We start from the raw sequence: 25622 nt of genomic DNA, 5'->3' as shown, positions 1-25622 counted from the left end.
GATGGCTGACCTGAAGCACTGGCTCTCCGCCTTCCGCCTGCGCACGCTGCCCTTGGCGGTGAGCAGCATCATCGTGGGCAGCGTATTGGCCTTCGACTTCGAGTATCGGACAGGGCCGGGGCACTTCTCGGAATCCGTGCTCACCCTCGCCCTCCTCACCGCCATACTCCTGCAGATCCTGAGCAACCTTGCCAACGACCTCGGCGATCATCAGCACGGCACTGATAATGCCGAACGAGTCGGGCCACAGCGCGCGGTGCAGAGCGGCGCGATAACGCCCGCGCAGATGAAGCGCGCGATGATCGTCTGCGGCGCGCTCGCGTTCACTTCCGGCATAACGCTCATCGTCACGGCTCTCGGCTTCTCCGTCACCACGCTAGCCTTCCTGCTGCTGGGACTGCTCGCCATCAGCGCTGCGGTGAAGTACACTTTCGGCAGGAATCCGTACGGCTATGCCGGCCTAGGGGATCTGAGCGTCTTCCTCTTCTTCGGCATCGTGGGCGTGTGCGGCACCGTGTTCCTGCACGCGAGGCATATTGAGCCCATCATCCTGTTGCCCGCCATCGCTTTCGGCTGCTTCAGCGCAGGCGTGCTCAACGTGAACAACCTGCGCGACATCAAGAACGACAAGGCCAGCGGGAAGATCACCATGGCCGTGCGCCTCGGTTTCGATGCCGCCAAGGGCTACCACGGAATCCTCATCGCCAGCGGCCTGATCGCCCTGATCGCATTCACCGCGCTCACTTTCCGCGCGATGCCGCAATGGGGCTGGTTGATCACCCTGCCTGCACTCGGCACCCACCTGCGCAGCGTCCTGCGCGCGCATGATCCCGCCTCGCTCGACCCGCAGTTGAAGAAGCTCGCGCTCACCACCTTCTTCATGGCGCTCGCCTTCAGCGCCGGGCTTATCCTTGCGGCATGATCAAGGCGCGCTGGATCGAACGCACGCTGAACCCGCGCTTCGAGCTCGGCACGTCGAAAGGCCCCATCCATGCGCGCACGGTCTGGTACCTGATCGCTTGGAATGAAGAAGCCCCGGAGCTGAAAGGCATTGGCGAGGCCGCACTCTTCCCAGGCCACAGCAAGGAATTCCCTGCCGACGTGAAACTGAAGCTCACCGAGCTCTGTGAGCGCACCGACAACTGGGCACGACGCACGATGACCGACCTCGTGGATGCTCCGAGCGTCCGCTTCGCCGTGGAGCAATGCCTGCGCGACCTGGAAGCGGGCGGCACCAAGACGCTCTTCCCCTCCGAATTCACGCTGGGCCGAAGCGGCATCCCCATCAATGGCCTCGTCTGGATGGGCGACAGATCCACCATGAAGCAGCGCATCCGCGAGCAGATCGAGAGCGGTTGCACCACGGTGAAGATGAAGATCGGCGCCATCGGCATCGACGATGAACTCGCTTTGCTGAAAGGAGTCCGGCAAGAATTCAGCGCCAGCGACATCACCTTGCGCGTGGATGCCAACGGCGCCTTCAATGCCCGGCAGGCCCCTGAAGTGCTCAAGCGGCTGGCCGAGCTCGAGGTGCACAGCATTGAGCAACCAGTGCCTCCAGGGCTCTATGAAGTGATGGAGGAATTGTGCGCCACCACACCGGTCCCCATCGCCCTTGACGAGGACCTGATCGGCCTGAACACGCGCGACGCCAAGGTGGATCTGCTGGACCATGTGAAGCCGCAGTGGATCGTGATCAAGCCGAGCCTGGTCGGCGGCTGGGGCGCGGCACGTGAATGGATCGAATTGGCGCAGGCACGCGGCATCGGCTGGTGGATTACATCAGCCCTCGAGAGCAGCATCGGTCTGAATGCGATCGCGCAATTCACCGCAACCTTGAACGTGAGCTCTGCGCAAGGACTAGGGACTGGCAAGGTGTACACGAACAACATCCCTTCGCCCTTGATCGCTGAGAAGGGCTTCCTGCGCTACCGTCCAGAAGAGGCCTGGGACCTATCGATGCTCGACTGATGGCCGCGCGCGCATCTTATCCTTCCATCGTCAAGGCTTTCGAGCGCATCACCGTCGATGGCATGAACCTATCGGGCCTCGACTACTACCGCATCGTGGACAAGCTGCGCGAGAAACGCCGGACAGACTGGCACAGTGAGGTGCTCAACACCTTGCTCCACCTCGTGCTGAAGCGCGGAGGGCTGCCAGCAACAACGAGCGGCACCACCGGTCCGCCGAAGCGATTCAACATTCCCCGCCGCGACCTGGTGCTGAGCGCGCGGCTAACAGGCGCCACCTTCGACCTGCGGCCTGGCGACCGTGTGCTCCATTGCCTTCCGAGCGAGTTCATCGCTGGCAAGATGATGCTCGTTCGGGCCTTCGCGCTGGGACTCGACATCCACCTCATCGACCCGCGCGGTAGCGTCCTTGACAATCTGGAAGTCCAGGACCAATTCCGTTTCGTTGCGATGGTGCCGCTGCAATTGCACCGCGCAATCCAGCAGGACCGTGCGCGCGTGGAACGGCAGTTCGGGACGATCCTGCTCGGCGGAGGCCCTGTGAGCGAGGCATTGATGGAAGACACCCGCACGCTCGATGCACGGGTTTTCCAGAGCTACGGCAGCACCGAGACCGTGACGCACGTGGCCTTGCGCCCATTGAACGGGCCGGCGCAGGAGGACCATTTCACGGCGCTCGGCGCATGCCACTTCGCCCGCGACCCGCGCGGCTGCCTCGTGGTGTACACCCCGCATCTCACCACTGAACAGCACGTTACGAATGACCTGGTGGAGCTGATCGACGACACCCGTTTCCGCTGGCTCGGACGCATCGACAACGTTATCCTGAGCGGTGGCAAGAAGATCTTCCCCGAGCAGCTCGAGGCGAAGACGGCGGGCGCCATCCCCTACCCGCACTACTTCACCCATGTGCCAGACCCCGTGCTCGGCCAAGCCGTGATGCTCGTGCTCGAGACCGAACGGCCACAGGAGGAAGTGATGCCCGAAGTTCTTGAGAAGGTCATGGAAGTGCTCCATCCGCACGAATGGCCCCGTCGCGTGCAGGCCCTGCGGCGCATCGCAAGGACGGAGAGCGGGAAGGTCATTCGTGCTCGGTAGTCGATCTTGCCAGCGAAATCGAGAGCAGCATGATCGTCCGCATCGTGAAAATGACCTTCGCACCATCGAACGCCGAGCGTTTCCTGGAGCTTTTCGATTCGTGGAAGCCCCGCATCCGGGCCTTCCCCGGCTGCACGCACCTCGAGCTGCTTCGCGACACCAGCGACCCGCGCATCTTTTTCACCTACAGCCACTGGGAGAGCCCGGAAGACTTGGAGCGCTACCGCACCAGCGATGTTTTCAGCGAAGTATGGCCCACCGTGAAGCCGCTCTTCGCCGCGCCCACCGCAGCCTGGACCGTTGACCGGATCGCCCACCTGCCCTGAGTCGCCTTGCTTTTGCACGATCTTCGCCCGGCCCCGACCCAAATGCACCGCATGACCCGCATCGGCACCCTGCCCCTGCTCTTTCTGCTCAACGCACCGCTCATTGCGCAGCGCAGCGCCGAGGACCACCTCCTCGCCGCCCGCGCCGCCTATGAGATCGATTCGCTCGACATCGCCCTGGCGCATGCGGATAGCGCTTTGAAGCAGGATGCGTCGCTGGATGGCGGCCTTAAATTCCGCGGCGACATCAAGCAGCGTCAGCGCAATTTCCACGGGGCGCTTATGGACTACGCCAAAGCCGAGAAGCTCGACCCCGACAACCCACGCCTGTATGTGAGCCGCTCGGCCGTTCACATCACGCAAGGCAACCTGAAAGAAGCCGTCCGCGATTGCGACCGCGCCATCGACCTCGCCCCCCGAAGCTGAAGGCCGAGCATGCCGAGGCGCTCTTCCTGCGCGGCGTGGTGCGGGGCGAGCAATTCAAGGAAGAAGCGGGGATCGCCGACCTCGAGCTAGCCATGCGGCTGAACCCGGACATCCCCGGCGGCTGGATGAGCCTGGGCGTGCTGCAGTTCGAGAACAAGCAATACGATGCGGCCATCGCCACCTTCACGCGCGTGATCGAATCCGACGACCCAGAGAAGCGCACGGCTTACTTCTACCGTGCCGACTGCCATTATGCCAAGCGCGACAAGAACGCCGCATGCCCTGATTTCAGGCGCTGCGCAGAGATGGGCGACAAGGATGCGCAATTCGTGGTGCGCAACTATTGCATGACGGATGCGGAGGAGATCCGAAGAAGCCGCGCAAGCAGCGCAAGTCGGTCATCGAATTCTGACCCTTCGGTAATGAAGGAGCGCCGGGAGCAATTGCTCCCGGCGCTCCCGTTTCTTGTCCTTCCTCAGGCGGCCTTCGCCTCCCAAACTTCCTCGGATACGCGCTTCAGGCCCACCAGATGCTCCACCCAATTGCGTCCGGCCTCGCGGGCACGTCGGGCGGCATCGGGCAATCCCGCGAAGTCACCCTGCCAAAGCTCAACGCGTGTTCCATCGCCATCGGGGATCAGATGAAGATCCACTGTGGTATGGCTCGCAGGCTCATCGGGCAATTTGCTCGCCGGGCTGTATGTGGTGTAGCGAAGGCGCTCAGTCGGCTGCACGGCCATGATCGTGCCCTTGGCCACCAGCGTCTGGTCGCCGCTCTCCTCACGCACGAACCACTGCACCGGCATTCCGGGACGCAGTTCGCAGCAAGGCATCGCGCCCATGTACAGACGGGCCAATTTCGGATCGGTCAGTGCCTTCCACACCGCTGCCGGAGGAGCATCGACCAGCAAGGTGCGCAACACATTGGTTTCGGGGTCTTGGATGTTCATGATGCGGGCGGCGCGGCAGGTACCGTGCCATAAGGAGAACGCCGGGCACCCCGGTTAGTTTCATGCTCACTCTGTTAACGAAGCTCAACAAGGGCTGACAGGTTGGCGCGCGCATGGTTGAACCCAGGGACCGGTGCCTTGTAACCAGGGACCGGGCAGCTATCTTGATTCACTCGCGTGACTGTTCCTGACCCGACAATCTCGAGCGGACAGCTGCCATTCCGCGGAGCAGGTCCGTTGAACGGACAGTGGACCATGCCATGGATCTTTGCCGCATGGCCGAGCGGCTCAAGGAGATGTTCAATGCCGTCTATTTCGCGAGGCTAGCGAAGGAGGCAGAAGCGGTGTATCCGCCGTTCAAGCGGGCCACCTTCTTGAAAGAGGCTCAGCAAGGCAACGAAGCGCGCGAGCTGAACGCCAGGATGCGCCACGCGAGTATCACGCTGCGCACCCATCTCCCCACTGACTTCCGCAAGGCGGTGAAAGTGCTCAAGGACTTGGCACCGCGCATGCCCAAAGGCTACACCGCGCTGCTCTATCCGGACTTCGTCGGTCAGTTCGGCCAGGAAGATCCTACGTTCTCGCTTGATGCCCTGAAGTACTTCACCTCGTTCGGATCCTCCGAATTCGCCGTGCGCGAGTTCATCCGCCGCGATGTGAAGGGTACGTTGAAGGTGATGCGCACCTGGGCCGAGGATGAGAACGAGCACGTGCGGCGTTTGGCCTCCGAGGGAAGCCGGCCGAGGTTGCCATGGTCGTTCCGGCTGGATGCCGTGCTGAAGGACCCGAAGCTCACCACGCCCATCCTTGAACGACTGCGTGCCGATGATTCGCTGTACGTGCGCAAGTCCGTGGCCAACCACCTGAACGACTTCAGCAAGGATCACCCGGCCTACATGGTCGATGTGCTCCGGTCGTGGGACCTGAAGCACCCGCATACCGCCTGGATCGCCAAGCACGCCAGCCGCACGCTCATCAAGGCCGGCGACCCTGCAGCGCTCGCGCTCTTCGCGTTCGACACCAAGGTGAAGGTCCGCGTGGAGGATCTCACGCTTTCATCGAAGCGCATCATGCTCGGCGATGCACTCGAATTCTCCTTCACCGTGATCTCCGAAGCCGCACGGGCGCAGCAACTCATCATCGATTACGCTATCCACTACCGCAAAGCAAGTGGCGGCACCTCGAAGAAGGTCTTCAAGCTGAAGGAGGTCGAACTTGGACCACGCGCCTCGCACAGGTTCACCAAACGCCAGCGCATCGTGGACTTCAGCACACGGAAGCACTACCCGGGAGAGCATGTGGTGGAGATACTGGTGAACGGAAGGGAACGTGTGAGCGCTGCTTTCTCCCTGTCTTGCTGAACGGCCGCTCAAAAGCAGCAACTATGAGGCGCCATTCCCCCGAGCTTTACGCACCATCATCGATACCATGAAGTATCCGATCCTGCTGCTCATCGTGGCGCTCACGGCCTGCCAGACACCCCACCGCACCGACGACCCCGCCGAGTTCCTCCGCCGCCATGTGGAGACCGGGCTCTGCAACCCGGTGTTCATCGAGGGCGACAGCTTGTGGACCATCGAGGAGCGCATGAAGCACTACGGCGTGCACGGCGTCAGCATCGCGGTGATCGACAGCTTCAAGATCGCCTGGGTGAAGAGCTACGGCGTGATGGACACCATCACGAAGCAGCCGGTCACGGACAGCACGCTCTTCCAGGCCGCGTCCATCAGCAAGCCGGTATTCGCCATGGCCGCGTTGAAGCTGGTGGAGCAAGGCGCACTGCAACTTGATGCCGATGTGAACACCCAGCTCACCTCGTGGAAAGTCCCGGAGAACGCATTCACCGCCACGGAGAAGGTGACCTTGAAGCGCCTGCTGGGCCATGTGGCGGGGACAACGGTGCATGGCTTCGCTGGGTATCGCAACGGGGACCCACTGCCCACGTTGGTCAACATCTTGAATGGTGAAGCACCCGCGAACTCACCGCCTGTGGTCGTTGATCAAATACCTGGAACAGCATGGCGCTACTCCGGCGGCGGCTATTGCGTGGCTTCGCAACTGATCCTCGATGTGAAGGGCGGGGCGATCCCTCAACACATGCACGACCTGGTGCTCGCCCCGCTAGGCATGTCGCGCAGCACCTTCGAGCAGCCCTTACCGGAGCGCAAGGCACATAACGCGGCTAGCGGCTACGTGCCCGATGGCTCCATGACCGTGGGCAAGTGGCACGTGTATCCGGAGATCTCGCCCGATGGCCTGTGGACCACAGCGACGGACCTCGCGCACTTCGTCATCGACATGCAGAAGACCCTCGCGACCGACAGCGGCAAGGTGCTGCTCCGCGCGACCGCCCTGCAGATGGTCGAACCACTGCTGGAACCACATGGCGGTGTCGGGTTGATGATCGATGAGCGGAACGGTGAGCGCTACTTCGAGCATGGCGGTTGGAACGAAGGCTTTTGCGGCCAGATCGTCGGGCATCTGAAGAACGGCAAGGGCGCGGTGATCCTCATCAACGCCAACCAACCGGCCTTCATGGGCGAGGTGATGCGGTCCATCGCACGCGCCTATGACTGGCCGGAGTACATTCCGCAATACAAGGAGGTGCCGATGGACGCCGCAGCGCTGACGGCCCTGACCGGGCGTTACAAAGGCGGCAACGACAACATGGTCACCATCGCGCTGCGAAATGGAAAGCTGTTCCGCGAGCCGCTGCGCGAAGCGCCCACCGAGCTGGTGCACATCGGTGAAGGTGTGTTCGTGAGCCGGATGGACGAGCGTCGCCGCCGATTCGTGGCGGACTCCACCGGCAGCATGACGCTGCGTGTGAGCGATGGAGAGGACGGCGAAGTCCTGTCGACGCTTCCGCGCATGAAGGACAACGAGTTCGTGCCATTCGAACTGGTACAACGCGGCCAACGCGATGCGGCCCTGAAAGCTTACGCCGATCTGCTGGCCGCGGACCCCAACGACGAAGCCGTGAACGAACAGCGATTGAACGTATTCGGCTACGAGCTGATGAACACCGGCAAGGTCGAACAGGCGCGGGATCTCTTCTTCATCAACATGAAGCTCTACCCGAAGAGCTCCAACGTGTACGACAGCTACGCCGAGGCCTGCCTGAAGCTCGGCGACAAGCGCGAGGCGCTGATCCACTACAAGCGTGCGGCGCAGATGGACCCGAACAACGCGAATGCGGCGATCATCGTCGCGGACTTGGAGCGCGAAGGGATTATAATCGAATAGACCCGCCGGTCAGACCGTAGGCTTCAGGTCGTACACCTTGCGGATGGCCATGAATTCCTTCTCCATGTCCAGGCCAAGGTCCTTCAACTGACCGGTGCGCACGTCGAAGACCCAGCCGTGGATCATGGGCAGGCGTTCCTTGTACCAGCGCTTCTGCACGTGGTCCAGCTTGATCACGTTCATACACTGCTCCAACACGTTCAGTTCCACCAAGCGGTCGAAGCGTGCACGCTCATCCGTGATGGCATCCAGCTCGGCCATGTGCAGGCGGTACACGTCGCGCAAGGTCTGCAGCCAGTTGTTCAGCTGGCCCATGTCGCTCGGCTCCAACGCGGCCTTCACCCCGCCGCAGTTGTAGTGGCCGCAGATCACGATGTGCTTCACCTTGAGGTGCTCAACGGCGTATTGCACCACCGCGTTCACATTGCCATCCAGCGGCACCACCTGGTTGGCGATGTTGCGGTGGATGAAGACCTCGCCGGGCTTCAGGCCCATGAGGTCTTCTGCGGTCACCCGGCTATCGCTGCAGCCGATGTAGAGGAACTCCGGATGTTGCCCTTGGGCCAGCTTTTCGAAATAGGCCGGATCAACGGACAGCTTGTCGGCCACCCATTGCTTGTTGTTCTCGAAGACTTGCTTGTAGAGGTCCGTGGTCATGCGTTCATGAATTGCGTTCGTGCTGGCTGGTGGTCGTGGCGGCATGCTGGCTGAACGCGCGCTCCATGCGCTTGTCGGGTATCAACCAGAGGAAGGCCACGAGACCAAAGGCCGAGAAACCGATCCAGGGCGAGACCCACCACGCCGCGGCCAGTCCGATGGCGTACACGACCAACGAGGCCTTGCCTTTCACATCGCGCCCCAAGGCTTGCGTGAAGGCGCTCTGCGGACCGTGGTGCACGGCGAGTTGGAGTTGCAGGATGTAGTAGGCCATGGCACAGAGCAAGAGGTTGGTGCCATAGAGCATCATGGGGATCCGCGCGAATTCGTTCTCGCCCATCCACGCGGTGGTGAATGGCAGGATGGAAAGCCAGAACAAGAGGTGCAGATTGGCCCAGAGCACACCACCCGTGACCGAGCGCGCCGCTTGGAAGAGGTGGTGATGGTTGTTCCAATAGATGCCCACGTACAGGAAGCTCAGCACGTAGCTGAGGAAGACGGGCCATAGGGCCATGATCGCTTGCCACGTGGGCTCCTTGGGCACTTGCAGCGCCAACACCATGATGGTGATGATGATGGCCAGCACACCATCACTGAAGGCCTCCAATCGGCTCTTGTGCATGACGCCAAGGTATTCTTCAGGATCCGATTTTCAGCGGCGGAGCAACTTGAACGCGATCGCGCGGCCAATCTTCTGAAAGATCGCCAGGTCGATCCACACCAACGCGAAGCCTTCGAGGATGGATCGGATCGTCCCTTGCGCTCAATCGTTCACCAGCACGGTCTTGCCCACGCTGCGCTCACCAAGCTCCATGGCTGTGAGCAGTTGCACAGCGCTATGCATGGGCGCCACACGACCGATCAACGGTCGAAGGGCACCACGGGTCGCGAGGTCGGCGAGTGCCAGCAGGTCGGCGCGGCGCACAGCGGTGATCAGAGGGCGGTGCTTCCGGTTGCGGAACGGGTTCAAGAGAAAGGCGCCGAGCAGGTTGGCGGGTTTCGGGTTCAGGTCGAGGAAGACACCCTTATCGGAGAGCATCGCCATGGCTTGCGCGGTTCGCAGTGCTCCCGGTGTGTCGAAGATCACGTCGTATCCGTTCGGAGCACGGTGCTTCGCTTCGTCCGTGGAATGGATGATGCGGTCGCAACCGAGCTTGGCCGCGCTGTCTGTTTGCTCGGCGCGGCATATGCCGGTCACCTGCGCACCCAGCGCCTTGGCCACCATCACCACGAACTGACCCACGCCGCCGGTGCAGCCCACCACCAGAACATGCTGGCCGGTGCGCAGATGTGCCTTGTCCTTCAGCGCTTGCAAGGCGGCTACACCGGCTTGGGGAAGGCAGGAGGCTTCTTCGAACGTGATGCCTTCGGGCTTCTTCACCAGCAGGTCGGCTTTGGCGATGGCGAGCTCGCCGAAGCTGTTCGCGGAACTGAAGCCGATGTAGCCGAAGACCGCATCGCCCGCTTTCAGCTCGGAGACGCCGGGGCCAACGCGCTCCACGATGCCAGCCACATCGGAGCCCATGCCCTTCGGCATCCGCCGACCGGTCATGATCTTCATCTCCCCCTGACGCACCTTGATGTCCACCGGATTGATGGATGCGGCCTTCACGCGGACGCTCACCTCACCATCGGCAGGGATCGGTTCTGGCAGCGTACGCCACTCCATCACCTCTGGACCGCCATAACGGTCGTAACGTAGTGCGTGCATGGTTCAGAAGTGGGGGTGCGTATTGCCAGCCTGTTCCAAGGGCACAATGTCCTGGCTCACATCCCAATGCTCCACGATTCGGCTTTGCGCATCCAGGCGGAAGATGTCGATGGTGACGTTGGTGAATCCCTCCTGCTGGTAGTGCACATGGGCGAAGACGAGATCCCCGCTGGCGATGGTGCGTTTCACCACGTTGCGCAGGCCGCCCAAGTGCTGCAGGAAGCCGTGCAATGCCTCGCGACCGTCAGGTACTCCATGGTGGTGTTGGATGTAGGTATCGCCGATCAGATCGCTCAGCAGTGCCGTGTTACCCCCGTTGAACACCTCGTCGTAGAGGCGGCGGACGTTACGGACGTTGGCTTCCACGCGTTCGGCCGTCACATCCAGTTCGCCCTGGCCACCTCCGTTGGTCATGTGGCGGGCCACCTCGATGGGCACCTGTTGCAGGGCATCCCAGTGCTCCTTGATCTTGCCGTTCTCGATGCGCCAGATATCGGCACCCACGAGCGGCAGGTTGCCTAACGGATTGGGGGCGGTGTACACGCAGTGATGGGCCACGAGGTCGCCCTGTGCCACCCAGCGGATGGGCTTCCATGCGAAGCTGAAGTCGCACATCTCCTCCACATGCGCGCGGCCGTCCTTGGCCCATGGGTTGTGCTGGATGAAATCGTCGTGGAAGCTCTTGGCCACGGCGGGCTTGTCCTTCCAGATCAGGATGTCGTCCATGGCGTCGAGCGCCAGGTGCAGGTTCTTCGTTTCGTTGGGTGTCATGGTGATCGTTTTCGGTGGTGCGAAACTTCTACCTTGGTCCGATCCACACAAGTAGTCACTGGATCGTGATATAGTCATGAAAACAGGAGTAATAACGCCTACAAAGGGAAAGAAGAGTGCAGCCATTCCAGAAAAAAGTTCCGCACTCGGTCCGGACCAGTGCCCGGTGACCTTCACGGTGGGCTTCATCGGGGGTAAATGGAAGCCGGTGATCATCCATCTGATCCGCAAAGGCGCGAACCGTTTCGGCGTGCTTCAGCGAGCGATCGATGGCATCAGCAAGCAGATGCTGACGGCCCAACTGCGCGAGTTGGAGAACGATGGCCTCCTTTCGCGGACGATCTTCCCGGAGATACCGCCGCGTGTGGAATACGCCATCACGCCGCTGGGGGAGAGCTTGCTACCCGTGATCGATGCCATGAGCAAGTGGGGGCTCAAGCAGATGCAAGAGCCGCGCGGAAACAAGCGGAAACGATGAAACGCTTGTGATCAGGCGATCTCCAGATAGTGGACAGCTTCCCCATTCCTGTCCAAGTTGTCGTACAGGCCCATTTGCGGGAAGAAGCGACGATCCGGTTCGGGTCCTCTTCAAGAGAGACCAGATAAGTGTACCCTGCCAATATTTCCACAGAGCGCTTACCTGCTGAGAGGTCCATGCCTCCGGTTCGTGGTGTTCTGCAATGAGCGGCTGGGGTTCGTCCGGCGCCAATTCCCGGGCTTGAACAGCGCAAATCTGGGAGGCGAGCTTCCATGATCTGGGCCGTCGACCCAAGCACAGGATCGCGCTCATAGCCGCATAGGTCATGATCTCGAAGGCCAAAGGCCTCCGATGTTCACCGCCGCAGCAATTTGAACGCAATTCCGCGGCCCATCTTTTGAAAGATCGCCAGATCGATCCACACCAACGCGAAGCCTTCGAGGATGTGGACCTTGTCGTCGCCGCCCAGATCGATGGCGTCGGCGAAGCCCACCGCCTTCACCAGCTCACGCACGGTGGCCTTGGCCGCATCGCTGCCCCCCGCCATGAACATATCGGCCACCTTATCGCCGTAGCGCACATCGGCGAGGTTCTCCCAGCCCGTGCAATTGAAGACCTTCACCACATCACCGCCTGCGCGTTTCAGTGCATCGAAACCGGGACTGGTCCCAGGCGCACCGGCCATGTTGGTGGCGTCCATCACCAGCTTGCCGGTAAGCACCGAACCAAGCGATGCGGCGAGGTCCACCACGACTTTGCCCGGCGTGGCGATTAGCACGGCATCACCGGCTTTCACCGCATCCGCGATCGGCATCACGCGGGCGCCGATGCCTTGGGCCCACACACGTGTCTCTTCGTCGTTCGGGTTGCGGGCGCCGATCAGGATGTCATGCCCGGCGGATTTCCATTTCTCCGCAAGCGTGCCGCCGATGTTGCCGGCGCCGATGATGGTGATGTTCATGGGTGCTGTAGTTCGTTGACGGTTGTTCGTTGTCAGTGGGCCTTCGATCGGCCTTCGTAGCTGACCCCAAAGGTCCACAACAGATCCTCGTACGTGTTGCGCTGCTGCACCACGCTTTCGTAGCTCCAGTTCACGGCCTGGCGCAGGGCGAAGCCCTTCTTCAGTGGGATGCTGAGTGCCGCTTCCACGTGGGCACGCAGGTTGTTGGCATCGCTTACGGACGGCTGCACCCACGCTTCGTATTGCAGGCGCATGACACCTTCCAGCAATTTTTGTTCGCCATAAACGCGGCCGGTGATGCGCCAAGTCTCCAGTTCGGCACTGGTCAGCTCCGGCCGCTCGCGGAAGAAGGCCGTACGGAAGCGGTTCGACTCGTAGGTGCCCGTGGCCGAAAGCTTCAGGAGCTGTGCGTTCTTCCGTAGCAACACGTACGTGATGCCCGGGCCCACCTGTGTGCGGTGGTCGATGCCGCGCTGATAGCTCTGCTGATACCACAACATGAGATAGGGATAGAGCCGGGCCCGCGGGTTCGCGTAAACGAAGTTGCGCCAGATGCCCTCGCCCAGTGTCTGCCTGTAGAAGAAGGTGCCGTACTGGTAGTTGAGCGCGCTCTTGAAGCCCCAGCGCTCCTTCACATGGGCCAGCTCACCCGTCCCCAACAGCATGAACTGCTCCACGTTGCCGCGCAGCCAATTGCCGGTGGCGCTTACCCGATACTGCCAGCGCAGCGTGTCCACTTCGCTGAGCTGGGCGCGTCCGGCACTGCTGAGCGTGAGAAAGCCGATGACAAAGAGCACGCGCATGGATCAATCCAGGTAACCATCCACGGGTTGGAGCTTCGCGGGTAGTTCCGTTTCCCCAAGCAGCTCGCGCAGGTCGCGCTCAATGGTGTTGCACAACGCGGTCAATGGCACGTCGGTGATGCGCCCCTCAAAGGGATCCTCGTTCACTTCCCCCACCTTGCCGATGATGGCGAAGACGAAGCTGATGATGAGCGCCACGGGGACCACCACCCAGCCGATGCCCATGCGCTCCAGATCGGCCACCAGGCAGAAGGGCAGCAGAATGACAAAGACCTGTAGGAAGAGCCGCGTGAAGAAGTGGTACTGGCGCAGCAGTGGCGTGTTCTTGATGCGCTCGCAGCCGCCCTGGTAGTTGGCCAGCGCGAGCAGCTGCCCCTCCATCTGGAAGCTGTCGAAGCCGCCGAGCGTACCGTCCGCCATCGCGCGGTAGATCCGCTGTCCGATCAGCTGCATCACCACATTCGGCTTGTTGGCCGCCGCGTCCACCGTGGCACGCTCCTCTGCTGGCATCAGCGCCATTACGGGCGACCAGTCGCTCTGCCCCCGCAGGTGTAGGCGCAAGGCATGGCTCCAAGCGATCACCTTCCACACCATCTCCCGCTTGAAGGCTTCGCTGCGCGCGCGATCGAAGTTGGGTTGGTGGGCGTGGCTGTCCGTGAAGGTGATGATGAGCCGCCCCAGCACCCGTGTGCTGTTCACGATGCCGCCCCACAGCGTGCGCGCCTCCCACCACCGGCCGTACGCGCTGTTGTTGCGGAAGCCGATGAAGATGGCCAGCGCACCGCCCAGCGTGGCGGCGATGCTGAAGGGCAGTGCCACCAGCGGCTCCCACCGGTGCAACACGTAGGCCGCCGCCGCCGCGATCAGCGCCAGCAGCAGTTCGCCCTGCACGTAGGACAGCACCTTCAGCGGATCGAAGCGACGTTTGATGATCATGGTCGGAACATTCACCACAGAGACACAGAGGACACGGAGAAATGCGACGGCCTCACTGGCCTGCGCCCTCTGTGTCCTCTGTGCCTCTGTGGTAATTGCATTTCAGGCCCCGAGCGCCTCAATCACCATGCGGGCCGTGGCCGAGCCGCTGAACTGCTGCTGGCCGGTGATCAGGCGACCATCGCGCACGGCGAAGGCCTTGAACATCCCGCCGGTGATGAAGTTGGTGTTGGGCAGCTTCCGCGCCTCGGTCTCGATCCAGAAGGGCTGGATGCGCTGGCCCACGAAGTTGTCCGCGAACTGCTCCTCGGCATCGGCGAAGCCGGTCCAGGTCTTGCCGTCCACCAGCAGCTTGCCATCGGCGGTCTTCGCCTTCAGCAGGATGCAGGTGGCGTGGCACACGATGCCCACCACCTTCTTCGCCTCGTGGAAGTCGACCACCAGCTTGTGCAGCGGCGCGTTGTCGATGAAGGTGTACATGGGGCTCTGGCCGCCGGTGAGGAACACCGCATCGTAGTCAGCCACCTTGATGGCGCTGATGGGGCGGGTATTCTTCACCAGTTCGGCGTGCTTCGCGCTCTTCTTGAAGCCGAGGCTGAGGATGTCGGCTGCGCTGTAGCCGCTCTCGTGCTCGGGGTCGCTGAAGCCGTCGGCCTCCAGATCGCCGCCGTCGGGGCTGAAGATGTCCACCTGATAGCCCTTCTCCACGAACTCCCAATAAGGGTGTGTGAGCTCGGCCCACCAAAAGCCGATGGGCCACCCGGTCTGCTTGCTGGTGGATGCGTTGGCGGCGATGAGGGCGATGCGCTTGGGCTTCGCGGGGTCGATGAGGTTGAGTGCTGCGCTCATGGTCTTCGTTGGATTTCGGATGCAAACCTCCGGCGCGTACATGCACATATCGCCGTTAAGACATATTCGTAGGGTACTTACGTTCTGGTTAGTATGCGTCGTTCGCGGGCTGTGGACGACATTCGCAGCGGCAAGGCGATCATCCTGATCGTCTCATCATCTGATCATCTGATCAACCATGCCCGACTTCACCCACGACGGCCACGTGTACTACAACCCGTTGGAGTTCGCCATGGCGCACATCGGTGGCACGTGGAAGAGTCCGATCCTCTACCGCCTGAAGAAGGAGAAGCAGCGCTTCAGCGAGTTGAAGAAGAGCATGGCGCATATCAGCGACCGTCAACTGGCCGCGGCACTGCGTGAGTTGGAGCAGCACGGGCTCGTCTCCCGCAAGGTGTACGCGGAAGTACCCCCGCGCACCGAGTACGCACTCACGCCGCTCGGCGAACAGGCCATACCCGTGATCGAAACGCTTCGGCTGTACGGCCTTGACCTGATGAAGGCGGCGGGGATCAAGAGCGAGTTCTACTTCCCGAAGAAGAAGGGGGTATTGAGGAAACGGTGATCGTCGCAAGCCGATCCGGAACGATACCTTGCTGCATGCTCCTCCTTTTCCGTCAACCCACCGGCGCCCTTGCCCACGCCGTGGAGCACGTCACTTTCCACCAGGGCTATCGCCCCCCGCACGCGCGCGAGGTCTTCGTGCCCGACGGAGGCTGCGAGGTGGTGATCGACCTGAGCAATGCGCCCAAGCAGCGTTGGCACGATGAGCACGGCGAGCGCTTCGACTTGCACAAGCGCGGATGGGTGAGCGGCATGCGCACCTCGCGAATCGTGATCGGTGTGGGAAGCGGCGAACCTATGCTCGTCCTGCGCCTGCGTCAGGGCGTGTTGCCTGCTTTGATCGGCATCCCGGCGGTCGAATTGAATGACAAGGTGGTGGACCTCGACCTGTTGCTCGGTGCGGCATTCAGCTCCGTGCGCGACCAACTTGGTGAAGCCCTGGAGCAACGCGGTGCACAAGCGATGCTGAATGAGGCCGAGGATGTGCTGGCGCCTCTCTTTCCCGCGAGCACGGTTGAGCGACGCGTGGGCATCGCGTTGCGCGCACTGCAGCAACGCAACGGCATCGGGACCGTTGGCGCGATCAGCGATCAGCTCGGCTGCTCGCAGAAGCACTTGAACGACCTTTTCCAGCGCCATTGCGGGTTGGGGCCGAAGCGCTACGCAGGCCTGGTGCGCTTCCAAACGCTGGTGCGACGATTGGAGTGTGAGACGGATCCCGATTGGGCGCAACTTGCGTTGGAGCATGGCTTCTACGACCAGTCGCACATGGTGAACCAGTTCCTGGAGATGACCGGCCACACGCCGACGCGCTACATGCAGGTGAAAGGCCCCTTCCTCAACTGGCTACCGGTGGAGATCAGGTGAAATTTTTCCAAGCGGATCCGTTCCACGGTCGATTCCTTCGCGGCAATCTCCTCATCCCATGGACGTTCACCTGAACCACCTCGCCATCATCGTTGCCGCATTGAGCGACCTGCTCGTGGGCGCTCTCTGGTACTCGCCTCTGCTCTTCTACAAGCCTTGGCGCGATGCGAACGGCTTCACGGATGAAGGCCTGAAGAAGGCCATGAACCCCGCGAAGACCTACGGGCTCACCTGCCTCTTCGCTCTCATCATCAGCTACAACCTCGCGTTCTTCCTCGGCTCGCCGGATATGAACGCTTCGCAAGGCGCGCTCTACGGCCTGCTCACCGGCGTCTGGGCCGCGCTGGCCTTCATGATCGTCGGGCTCTTCGAGCAACGGAAATGGGGCTACATGCTCATCAATGCAGGCTACATGCTCGTAGCCTTCACGCTGAAAGGGCTTATCATCGGGGCATGGCGATGATCGGAACGCGACTGGTCGCACCCATCGGTCCGTTCGTGGCCCTGATGGCGCTCGGTCAATCCGGTGAGATCGCCTGGTTCAGCAGGCCCGACAGCTTTCCGGATATTCACCTGATGCAATTGGGCGATGCTCCGACGACGCGGCGGCTCACGCACAGCGCCGACACTGAATACGGTTACGCGTGGTCGCCCGACGGCCGCTTGCTCGCCTTCAACCACTACGTGAAGGACAGCCTGCGCATGGAGGTGCTCGACATCGCGAAGGACAGCGTGATCCATTCTGGTCCGTGGCACCTCCGCGTGGCGAGCTGGGCACCCGATGGTTCCTCCTTGCTCATGGTGGCCAAGGACTCCTTGAAGAAGGACCAGGTGTACCGCATGGCGTGGCCCGGAGGCGAGATGGAGCCGCTCACGCACGATCGCTATGCGTCCTCTTCGCCGCGCTTTTCGCCGGATGGCACGCACATGGTGTACCTGCGCATCTTCCCGGCCCGTGACACCGCAGTGCATCAGGCGGATGGCGAGCTGATGATCATGGACCTGCGCACGCGTGAGGAGACACGGCTGGAAGGAACGGCCCGCTTCGACGGACTGGCCGACTGGTCGCCGGACGGGGCGTGGATCGCATACCACAGCTGCGACCGCGCCGGTTGTCACCTGCGGATGATCCGACCTGATGGCACCGACGACCACGTGCTGGTCGATGATGGCTTCGACAACCGATGGCCGGCCTGGTCGCCGGATGGCCAATGGATCGCGTACACGAGCGTTCGGCCTCGCAGCACGGAGCTGGTCCTGGTGCGGCCCGATGGAACGGGCATACGCCCCCTCACCGATAATGACGGTCGCGATGAAGCTGGGGCGTGGCGGCCGATGCATCCTCGGAAACAATGAGAACGGCGATCCTCTTCACCGTTCTCCTTGCGGTGGCTTGCGGCGCTCCCACGCCTGTGGAGCAGCACGAACAAGCACCGGATCTCCGCATCGCCTTCAACGTGTACACGAACACGCCGGAGGACAACTACGAGATCTTCGTGATGGACCTCGATGGCAAGAACCGGCGCAACATCACCAATACGCCCGGCGTGGAGTGGGTGTACGCGGCCTACGGCGATCGCCTTCTCTTCCTCAGCGACCGCGACACCTGCCACCGCTGCTACTTCCTCTACGAGATGGACGCGAACGGTGACCACGTACGCCGCATCAGCGACCGGCAATTGCAGGACAGCTGGATGGGCTCGCGCTTCAACGGCGCCGAGTTCATCGTTGACCCGAAAGGCATCAACCCCGGCTCAGGGCCGGGGCAGGCTGATACGGCCTTCTTCCGCATCAGCAAGGAGGGCGCGATCCTCGACACGCTCTACCACGGCCTGGCCTACGCCAACGACCCATGCTTCTCACCGGATGGCGAACAGGTCGTCTTCCGGGGCGCGAAAGAGAAAGTGAAGCACGGCTATCCCGCCGAACTGCACATCATCCACACCGATGGCAGCGGCCTGCGGCAGCTCACGCACTACCCGGCCACCGACACGACCGCCGAGTGGTGGGCCTATCACGCCGGTCCGCCGACCTGGCTGAAGAGCGGGCGCATCACCTATTGCTCCAAGCGCAAGGGCAACCTCAGCATCTTCTCGATCAACCCCAATGGAACCGACGAGCAGCAGCTCACGCCTGATGGCTTCGACGAGGACTGGCACAGCTGGAGCCCGGATGAGAACCTGCTCGTGCACAGCGGCACGCCGCTCGTGAGCGACGAGGAACGCCCGATCTACGACATCTATCTCATGGACATGCGCACCAAGCAGGCGAAGCAGCTCACCACGGATACGCTGAGCGAGCAGGCGCCGGTGTTCGTGCTGGCGACCGTTGCCACGCGATCCGGTCCGAAACCATGAGCATGCGATTCCTGGTTCTTCCCGCGGTGGTCGCAGCATTGGCTTGCTGCAGGCCAAGCGGTATCGCACTTGAACTGGACGCGCCAGACCTGGTGATCCGTCACGTCAACTTGGTGGATGTTCTGGGTGGTCGCGTGGTACCTGATCAACTCATCGCGATCAAGGATGGCCGCTTCACAGCGGTAATGGCTGACGAAGCTTCCTGGCAGCCCGGTCCGGAGGTGCGCGTGATCGATGGTACCGGCAAGTACGCCATGCCCGGCCTGTGGGACATGCATGTGCATGTGTGCTGGAGCGACACGAACGCCACACTTCTACTGCCGGCCCTCTTGCGGCATGGCATCACCGGCGTGCGCGACATGGGCGGAGACCTAGGAATAGCCAAGGCCTTCAAGCAACGCGTGCAAGCCGATCCCCGGCTTGGTCCGGACATCATGGCTTGCGGCCCCATCCTGGATGGAGATCCACCGGTGTTCCTTGACTTCACGCTGCCGCTGAACAGCTCCTCGGATATCGCAGCCGTGATCGACAGCCTTGTTGCCAACGGCGCGGACTTCATCAAAGTGTACTCACTGCTCGACGGCCCGGAATTCCAGCGCATAGCCGATCACTGCACGGCACGAGGCATACCCTTCGCCGGCCATCTCTCCGAGTTCGTTGATCCTGAGCGTGCCATTCGTTCCGGCCAGCGCAGCGTGGAGCACCTGAACCGGCTTGATGAGTTATGGAATGCCGATCCCGCGCGTTTGGACAGCATCGCGTCGCTCTTGGAAATGAACGCGGCCTGGTCGTGTCCGACATTGGTCGTATACGACCGCAAGGCTCGCGCCCATGAGCCCTCTTTGCGCGACACCACACTCGACGCTCTCGTTCCCGGGTTGCGAGGTGAATGGCGACAATGGCTCAGCGGTCGGACCGAGCGATATTCTTCCGCGCGAGCGAGGGACAGCCTGCATCAAGCCTTCGAGCGACAACTGGCACTGGTGAAGCACATGCACGAGCGAGGAGTTCCCTTGCTGGCCGGAAGTGATCTATGCGGACAGGCGTTCGTTTACCCCGGCATCGGCCTTCATGAGGAACTGGAGCTATTGGTGGGCGCGGGCCTGGCGACCGCAGAGGTCTTACGCTCGGCAACGATCAGGCCAGCGGAATTCTTCGGAACGCAAACGGAGAACGGCTCGATAGCTACCGGCAAGCATGCCGACCTGTTGCTCTTGACCGGCGATCCGCTGCAATCGATCAAGAACACCCGAGCGATCAAGACCGTGGTCCATCGTGGGGCCGTGATCGACCTGCCCTGAGCGCGCGACATGTTACACGGGAACGCCTTCCGTGAATCACCTAACGGCATCGCAACCTTCATCTCCGTAAGCCCGAGCCCTTGGATGAGTTCCAGCAACTCCTTCGCAGGTCCGCCGCCGGGCAGCAACTAACGCCCGATGGCTTCGATGAGGACTGGCCTGCGTGGAGCCCCGAAGAGAACTTGCTCGGCTATGGCGGCAAGCCGCACGTGAACGAAGAGGAGCGACCCGTCTACGACATCTTTCTCATGGACGTGCGCATGAAGCAGACGAAACAGATCACCGCGGATTTGCTGAGCGAGCAGGCGCCGGTCTTCGTGCAGGTGGCGCGGGAATAGTCCGGTGGGGGTGCGTGCAGGGCTGATGGGCGCGGATAGGAACAGCGCTCCGCAACGACATTTATTTTAGCTCCTCATTCCGAGATCGATGCGAATCCTCTCCGCCCTCCTGCTCCTTACTTCCACCGCCGTTACCGCCCAAACGCCCCAGCACCTCTGGAGCACGAGCATGCCCAACGTGCCCAATGTGGGCTGGGAGGCAGGCTTTAGCGGCATGACCGTGACCGACGACTACAACGTGTACGCCTACGCATTGAGCAATCCCGGACAGCCGCAGCAGACCTTCTTCGTTCACGACCGCCTGGTGAGCAACCCCAGCCTGGTGCGTTTCGACAGCATCGGGCAAGTGGCCTGGACACGGCCCGTGAGCGGTTGGGGACAACACATGGACAGCGAGGGAAGCAATGCCATCTACGTGGCTGGCTTCTTCAACGGCACGCAGGATTTCGATGGCAACCCGCTCACAGCGCAGGGCACCGATGCCTTCCTGGCACGCTACGATGCGCAGGGCAACATGGTGTGGGTGCGGCAGATGGGCGGGCCGGGCGAAGAGAGCACTTGGGGCGTAAGCGTCGATGGCCTCGGCAACATCCATGTGGCCGGCGACTTCAGCGGGGCCAGCATCACCTTGGGCGGCACCACCCTCAACGCCACGCACGACAGCGCCACCGGTTACCTGGCCACCTACGACCCCAGCGGCAACCTGCAATGGGCCGTGCGCGCGGGTGGTTCGGACGAACCTCAAGTATTCACCATGACTTCTAGCTATACCGCTAAGATCCATAGCGACCAGAGCGGGAACAGCTATGTCTTCGGGCGCTTCAGCGGCACCGGTGACTTCGGCGGCGTGTCGCTCAGTACGGTCGGACCCGACGACCTGTTCCTCGCGCGTTTCGAGCCGAACGGGACCTGTGCCTGGGCCAAGCGATTCGGCGACGTATCGGACCGCTCCTTCGTGGGAAGCGTGGGCACGAACGGTAGCGGCGTCTTCGTGCATGGAGCGCATGATACTACGTTGGAGATCGACGGGACCAATCTCATCACCAGCGTAGGCACGGATTGTTTCCTCGCGTACTTCAATGCGGCCGGTTCGCTGCAGTGGGCGCAAGGGCTGGCTCCAAGCTCTGTGGGAACTGACGTTGGGACGCCGGGAGACATGGCCATAACCACGAACGGCAACGCATGGGTGGATTTCAACTACGACTGTGCCACACCTTGCGCCGTTGGCCCATTCGATCTGGTCAATGGTGGACTCGGCAACGATGCCATCGCCTTGTTCAACACGAGTGGGACATGCCTTGCCCTTGATTCGTTGATGGGAGGCAGCGGTCCGTCACGACTCTTCCTGCAGCCGAACGACGAACTCACTCTATTGGGCGGCAGCCTCATTGGCTGGGGAATTATCACCGTGGATTATGAACCAGGAATAGTGACCGGTGGAGATCCTGCCGGCAGCGGCCTGGCAGCGATCGCGCACTACAACAACCAACGCAACCCGAAATGGTACCGCACGGCCACGGTGCATCGTGGCGCAAGTGATGCTGTTTCGAACGTGATCCTGAACGTCGACGGGACCATGATCCATGCCGGGCAGTTCGAAGGAAGCCTCGTGGTCTGCGATGACACGTTACTCGCGTACACCAGCGCTCGCGCGGCCTACCTGGGCAAGCGCGATGCGAGCGGGGATTGCGCGTGGACCTTGATGCTGAAGAGCCGCAACGCATTGAGCCCCGATCCGGAAACGGGGATCAACAACCTGACCGGCGTTGCGATAGCCCCGAACGGCGATGTGCTGGCAAGCGGTTCCTTTTCCGACACAACCGGGTTCGGTGCGATCGATCGCGTGAGCCAGGGCGGCATCGATGCATTCGTAGCCCGGTTCGACACCAACGGACAATGCATCTGGTCGAGTAGTGCGGGTGGATCGGGTGCCGACGCGTTCAGCAAAGTGCGAATAGCCATCAATGGCGACGTCATTGTTACCGGTTCCTTCAGCGGCGCAGCGACGATCGGCATTAACTCGCACACAAGTCTTGGCAACACGGATGGCATATTGGTACGATACGGTGCAAACGGCAACGTTCTTTGGACGCGGCAATTGGGCGGACCGAACGCCGATGCCGGTCGCGACCTGGGCCTGGACGCATCAGGCAACATCTATGTGCTGGGTGAGTTCCGCGCCACCGCTTCGTTCGATGGCTTCACCTTGACGGGCACTGGCGGCCTCACAGCGGACATCTTCCTCGCCAAGTATGACGGGACCGGCGTTTTCCAATGGGCAAAGGCCTTCACCGGGGCTGGGTACAAAGTCAGTCCCGGCCTGCTGGTGCTGCCTGACGGTTCCACCATCATCACGGGATCATTCACCCAGGAGGTGGACTTTGGATCGACCACACTGAGCGGGGCCAACTTCAATTATCGCATGTTCCTCGCTGCCTTCGATCCGCTCGGCAACGACCAATGGGTCCAGCAATTCCAAACCACAGGAAGCAGCAATGGTTATGCGTTGGCCCATCGCCCGGGGGGCGATATCGTCCTGGCGGGCACCTTCAGCGGCAGCATCACATTCGGGGGCACAATCCTTAATAGCACTGGGGCCTCGGATATGCTGGTGGCCGCATTCGACCCTTCGGGGTTGCCATTATGGGCGGTGAACGGTACGCACCCGAGCAGCACCATGATCAGTTCAGCCACAGCGATCAGTGCGGATTGGAACACGGTGCTAGTGGGCGGGAACTTCGGGTCGAGCCTGTACTCATTCGTTGAGTACGAGGCGGGCATCGTTACGCTCGACCCGAATGACGGCACCAGTACGCATGCTGCGATCAACACGAACGACGCCGTCCTGGTGAAGTTCGGCATCCCTCAAAGCACCTCCATAGCCGAAGAGGAAAGTCCCGAGCTCATCATCGCACCCAATCCGGTCCATGACCTTCTCAGGGTCTCTTGTCCGATCGGTGGTGGCGATGTTTCGATGCATGTGCTGGACATGAGCGGGCGCGTGCTCAAGACCGCGCTCGTCAACACGAGCGGAAACGCGATGCTCAGCGTTGCTGAACTCGCACCGGGCAGCTACCTCGTGCGTTCCTCAGCCGGTCGGGTGGCGCGCTTCGTGAAGCAGTAACGACACACTTGTTCAAGGCATCGGGAGCTTCATGTCAGTGAGCCCGAGACCTTGGATGTGCTCCAGCAACTCCTTCGCCGGCTCGCCGCCACGTGTCGCGTGATGCAGCAGCGTGAGCCCGTGCGGGCCCTTGGAGCGAAGCTGTTGCGGATTGAGCGCGAGCAGCCCTTTCACGATCGCCGTTTGCCCGAGCATGGTGAGCACGAAGATGTTGGCGCGCGCACCTTGGCCGATCAGGTACTCCGCGATCTCGCGGTCGCCGACATGGCCAGCGCCTTCCAGTGCCGTCTCGAAGTCGCCACCGCCCACATCCCAACTCGCGTTGAGCAAGCCGGGATGTTCCTTCAACATACGCTGCACCTCCGGCAGGCTGTTGTGTCCCACCCGCACGAACTCTTTCACCAGCTCTGGAGCGAGCTGCGCGGGCTTGGCGGGGTTCATGGTGTCCTGGGCGAAAAGGGCACTGCTGCCCAGCAGCGGGAGGCTGAGGGTTGTTGTGGCGAGGAAGTGTCTGCGGTGCATATTCTTGATCATTTACCTTGAGGATTCGCCTTGGCGTTAGGGATCACCCACGTGTCCCAAGTTGCCATTCCCGGCAGGTTATGCGCTTCCCATCGGATGCCCCAAATGCCACTACTGAGGATCTTCACCTGTGTGTAACCCAGATCAGTGAGCGTGCGAGCCGCCGAGAACAGGTCTTCCTCCATCGTTCGGCCCACCAGCACCAGCGGCGTCTCCTTCGCGATCCCCAACGACCCCATCCGGTCCTTCATTTCCGCAGCTGGCAGATGCCTCGCGATCCGGAAGTGGCCCAGGTTCGCCCAACCCGTCTTCGCGATGCCATCGTATTCATCCGTCGGCCGGATGTCGATCACGACCATCGTGCCTGCAAGGATCGCGCTGCTGTCCAGCTGATCCAAGCCAATCGTTGAATAGGGTGCGTCGCTCTTCCAGATCCTGTCCTTGCACGGGCAGCGCTCCGCTGAGAGGTCGATCAGGCTCTCCAATCCCTCGAAGAGGATGTGAACGTCCCTGAAGCCGAGCTTCTGCAACTCCAGCGCGGCCAAGGTCTCGTCCACTGTTTCGTTCGCCACCACCACGATAGGGCGATCGCTCGGGATCCGGTCTTTGGCTTCGCTCAAACGCTCCCCCGGGATGCGCGTGCTGCCAGTGATCGAGCCGAAGGCGTTCATCCACTCCGGTCGCCGGACATCCTCGAAGAGCGAATCCGGTCGCACGTCCAGAAAGAAGGCAGGCTGTTGTGCTGTCCATTCACAAAGCCGGTTCGGGTTCACGATACCATAACCCACTGACTGCTCGATCAGCCCGTCCATCATGGGCAGGCGATCCTGCTCGTTCCAGTACCGGCTCATGCCGCCGTTCACGTTGATCACATTGGTGTAGCCACTGTCCGCAAGCAAGTTGCCCACACGGCGGCTGCGCTGGCTGTGCGAGCAATACAGGTAGATCGGGCGGTTCCGATCGGGCAACTCGCTCAAGCGCCTGCCCACCTCGCGGTCATCGATGTTCGCCGCGCCTTTCAAGTGGCCGATGTTCAAGCTGGTCCAATGCGATGTATCGCTGAACTCTCCCGGCGTGCGCACGTCGAGCAATAGCGCCTCGGGTGACTTCGCCAGCGCCGCCGGAAGCTCCTCAAGCGAGATGGTGCGATAGCGGGTGTTGTCACCGTCGTATTTCGATTGGGCATGCAGGGCGAATGCGCAACCAAGCGCGGTGATCAAGAAGGCAAGGCGGAAATACAATACGCGAAGGTCAATTTCTTTCAGAAGGACAGCGCAACGGTTCATCACTTGTGTTTAGTGACCCAATGCACACTCACTCATGACGTAACGCCCGCACCGGACCATGCCTTCGGCAGGCAGGTCCGTC

General features: G+C 61.7%; 27 protein-coding genes. 16 read left to right on the top strand and 11 right to left on the bottom strand.

Features of this window, described 5'->3' with window-relative positions; all coding sequences use genetic code 11:
• The first annotated feature begins 1 nt into the window (after position 1).
• Genes IPK70_11030 through IPK70_11010 form a run of 5 tightly spaced genes read left to right on the top strand, consistent with a single transcriptional unit; the run spans position 2 to position 3820 of the window.
• Complete coding sequence (locus IPK70_11030; protein MBK8227695.1) at positions 2 to 922, top strand: 1,4-dihydroxy-2-naphthoate polyprenyltransferase; 921 nt, start codon at positions 2 to 4, stop codon at positions 920 to 922.
• Positions 919 to 1971, top strand: coding sequence for an o-succinylbenzoate synthase (locus IPK70_11025; GenBank protein ID MBK8227694.1), 1053 nt, complete (start codon positions 919 to 921; stop codon positions 1969 to 1971). Before IPK70_11030 ends, IPK70_11025 begins: the two co-directional genes overlap by 4 nt.
• A complete protein-coding gene (locus IPK70_11020) occupies positions 1971 to 3068 on the top strand; it encodes an AMP-binding protein (protein MBK8227693.1) in 1098 nt (365 codons plus the stop codon). The genes IPK70_11025 and IPK70_11020 overlap by 1 nt, the downstream gene beginning before the upstream one ends.
• Before the next feature lie 29 nt (positions 3069 to 3097).
• On the top strand, positions 3098 to 3394 hold the full coding sequence (locus tag IPK70_11015; protein ID MBK8227692.1) for an antibiotic biosynthesis monooxygenase: 297 nt from the start codon (positions 3098 to 3100) through the stop codon (positions 3392 to 3394).
• A 51-nt stretch (positions 3395 to 3445) separates the two neighbouring features.
• On the top strand, positions 3446 to 3820 hold the full coding sequence (locus IPK70_11010; GenBank protein ID MBK8227691.1) for a hypothetical protein: 375 nt from the start codon (positions 3446 to 3448) through the stop codon (positions 3818 to 3820).
• A gap of 475 nt (positions 3821 to 4295) precedes the next feature.
• Here IPK70_11010 and IPK70_11005 read toward each other — a convergent pair whose 3' ends face one another.
• Positions 4296 to 4769 carry an SRPBCC domain-containing protein gene (locus tag IPK70_11005; GenBank protein MBK8227690.1) on the bottom strand — a complete coding sequence of 158 codons (474 nt, stop codon included), beginning with the start codon at positions 4767 to 4769 and terminating at the stop codon, positions 4296 to 4298.
• Between the two features lie 260 nt (positions 4770 to 5029).
• Here IPK70_11005 and IPK70_11000 point away from each other — a divergent pair, with 260 nt between their 5' ends.
• Positions 5030 to 6130 (top strand): DNA alkylation repair protein, encoded by a 1101-nt coding sequence (locus IPK70_11000; GenBank protein MBK8227689.1) that lies wholly within the window; start codon positions 5030 to 5032, stop codon positions 6128 to 6130.
• Between the two features lie 67 nt (positions 6131 to 6197).
• A complete protein-coding gene (locus IPK70_10995) occupies positions 6198 to 8015 on the top strand; it encodes a class A beta-lactamase-related serine hydrolase (protein ID MBK8227688.1) in 1818 nt (605 codons plus the stop codon).
• Between the two features lie 9 nt (positions 8016 to 8024).
• Here IPK70_10995 and IPK70_10990 read toward each other — a convergent pair whose 3' ends face one another.
• The 4 genes from IPK70_10990 to IPK70_10975 all read right to left on the bottom strand — a co-directional run bounded on the left by IPK70_10990 (position 8025) and on the right by IPK70_10975 (position 11154).
• The gene (locus IPK70_10990) at positions 8025 to 8672 is read right to left on the bottom strand and encodes a carbonic anhydrase (protein ID MBK8227687.1); all 648 of its coding nucleotides are present in this window, start codon (positions 8670 to 8672) and stop codon (positions 8025 to 8027) included.
• A gap of 4 nt (positions 8673 to 8676) precedes the next feature.
• The gene (locus tag IPK70_10985; protein MBK8227686.1) at positions 8677 to 9294 is read right to left on the bottom strand and encodes a DUF1211 domain-containing protein; all 618 of its coding nucleotides are present in this window, start codon (positions 9292 to 9294) and stop codon (positions 8677 to 8679) included.
• A 141-nt stretch (positions 9295 to 9435) separates the two neighbouring features.
• Positions 9436 to 10383, bottom strand: coding sequence for an NAD(P)-dependent alcohol dehydrogenase (locus IPK70_10980; GenBank protein MBK8227685.1), 948 nt, complete (start codon positions 10381 to 10383; stop codon positions 9436 to 9438).
• 3 nt (positions 10384 to 10386) lie between these two features.
• Positions 10387 to 11154, bottom strand: a complete 768-nt coding sequence (locus tag IPK70_10975; GenBank protein MBK8227684.1) for a nuclear transport factor 2 family protein — start codon at positions 11152 to 11154, stop codon at positions 10387 to 10389.
• Between the two features lie 76 nt (positions 11155 to 11230).
• Here IPK70_10975 and IPK70_10970 point away from each other — a divergent pair, with 76 nt between their 5' ends.
• The gene (locus IPK70_10970; protein MBK8227683.1) at positions 11231 to 11632 is read left to right on the top strand and encodes a helix-turn-helix transcriptional regulator; all 402 of its coding nucleotides are present in this window, start codon (positions 11231 to 11233) and stop codon (positions 11630 to 11632) included.
• 355 nt (positions 11633 to 11987) lie between these two features.
• On the opposite strand, the gene IPK70_10965 is transcribed toward IPK70_10970, so the two are convergent.
• The 4 genes from IPK70_10965 to IPK70_10950 form a co-directional block, all read right to left on the bottom strand.
• The gene (locus IPK70_10965; GenBank protein MBK8227682.1) at positions 11988 to 12593 is read right to left on the bottom strand and encodes an NAD(P)-binding domain-containing protein; all 606 of its coding nucleotides are present in this window, start codon (positions 12591 to 12593) and stop codon (positions 11988 to 11990) included.
• Between the two features lie 32 nt (positions 12594 to 12625).
• Positions 12626 to 13396, bottom strand: coding sequence for a DUF481 domain-containing protein (locus IPK70_10960; GenBank protein MBK8227681.1), 771 nt, complete (start codon positions 13394 to 13396; stop codon positions 12626 to 12628).
• Positions 13397 to 13399: 3 nt separating this feature from the next.
• On the bottom strand, positions 13400 to 14332 hold the full coding sequence (locus IPK70_10955) for a hydrogenase (protein ID MBK8227680.1): 933 nt from the start codon (positions 14330 to 14332) through the stop codon (positions 13400 to 13402).
• A gap of 102 nt (positions 14333 to 14434) precedes the next feature.
• Positions 14435 to 15181 carry a type 1 glutamine amidotransferase domain-containing protein gene (locus IPK70_10950; GenBank protein MBK8227679.1) on the bottom strand — a complete coding sequence of 249 codons (747 nt, stop codon included), beginning with the start codon at positions 15179 to 15181 and terminating at the stop codon, positions 14435 to 14437.
• A 178-nt stretch (positions 15182 to 15359) separates the two neighbouring features.
• Here IPK70_10950 and IPK70_10945 point away from each other — a divergent pair, with 178 nt between their 5' ends.
• The 8 genes from IPK70_10945 (at position 15360) to IPK70_10910 (ending at position 23732) form a co-directional block, all read left to right on the top strand.
• Positions 15360 to 15746 (top strand): helix-turn-helix transcriptional regulator, encoded by a 387-nt coding sequence (locus tag IPK70_10945; protein MBK8227678.1) that lies wholly within the window; start codon positions 15360 to 15362, stop codon positions 15744 to 15746.
• Positions 15747 to 15781: 35 nt separating this feature from the next.
• On the top strand, positions 15782 to 16612 hold the full coding sequence (locus IPK70_10940; GenBank protein ID MBK8227677.1) for an AraC family transcriptional regulator: 831 nt from the start codon (positions 15782 to 15784) through the stop codon (positions 16610 to 16612).
• Positions 16613 to 16670: 58 nt separating this feature from the next.
• Positions 16671 to 17075, top strand: a complete 405-nt coding sequence (locus tag IPK70_10935) for a DUF1761 domain-containing protein (GenBank protein ID MBK8227676.1) — start codon at positions 16671 to 16673, stop codon at positions 17073 to 17075.
• On the top strand, positions 17066 to 17968 hold the full coding sequence (locus IPK70_10930) for a PD40 domain-containing protein (GenBank protein ID MBK8227675.1): 903 nt from the start codon (positions 17066 to 17068) through the stop codon (positions 17966 to 17968). The genes IPK70_10935 and IPK70_10930 overlap by 10 nt, the downstream gene beginning before the upstream one ends.
• Positions 17965 to 18969, top strand: coding sequence for a hypothetical protein (locus IPK70_10925; protein MBK8227674.1), 1005 nt, complete (start codon positions 17965 to 17967; stop codon positions 18967 to 18969). The genes IPK70_10930 and IPK70_10925 overlap by 4 nt, the downstream gene beginning before the upstream one ends.
• A 2-nt stretch (positions 18970 to 18971) precedes the next feature.
• Entirely contained in the window at positions 18972 to 20270 is a 1299-nt protein-coding gene (locus IPK70_10920) for an amidohydrolase family protein (GenBank protein ID MBK8227673.1), read from the top strand.
• Between the two features lie 80 nt (positions 20271 to 20350).
• Positions 20351 to 20608: a hypothetical protein gene (locus tag IPK70_10915; protein MBK8227672.1), complete on the top strand. Its 258-nt coding sequence runs from the start codon at positions 20351 to 20353 to the stop codon at positions 20606 to 20608.
• Positions 20609 to 20696: 88 nt separating this feature from the next.
• On the top strand, positions 20697 to 23732 hold the full coding sequence (locus IPK70_10910; protein ID MBK8227671.1) for an SBBP repeat-containing protein: 3036 nt from the start codon (positions 20697 to 20699) through the stop codon (positions 23730 to 23732).
• Between the two features lie 12 nt (positions 23733 to 23744).
• On the opposite strand, the gene IPK70_10905 is transcribed toward IPK70_10910, so the two are convergent.
• Together IPK70_10905 and IPK70_10900 are read right to left on the bottom strand one after the other, a co-directional pair.
• On the bottom strand, positions 23745 to 24173 hold the full coding sequence (locus tag IPK70_10905; GenBank protein MBK8227670.1) for an ankyrin repeat domain-containing protein: 429 nt from the start codon (positions 24171 to 24173) through the stop codon (positions 23745 to 23747).
• 89 nt (positions 24174 to 24262) lie between these two features.
• Complete coding sequence (locus IPK70_10900; protein MBK8227669.1) at positions 24263 to 25495, bottom strand: rhodanese-like domain-containing protein; 1233 nt, start codon at positions 25493 to 25495, stop codon at positions 24263 to 24265.
• Positions 25496 to 25622: the final 127 nt, after the last annotated feature.

It is taken from the genome of Flavobacteriales bacterium, assembly GCA_016712535.1.
In the GTDB taxonomy this organism is placed as follows: domain Bacteria; phylum Bacteroidota; class Bacteroidia; order Flavobacteriales_F; family PHOS-HE28; genus PHOS-HE28.
The sequence above is the reverse complement of the archived record's forward strand: the minus strand, read 5'-3'. Positions and strand labels throughout refer to the sequence as shown.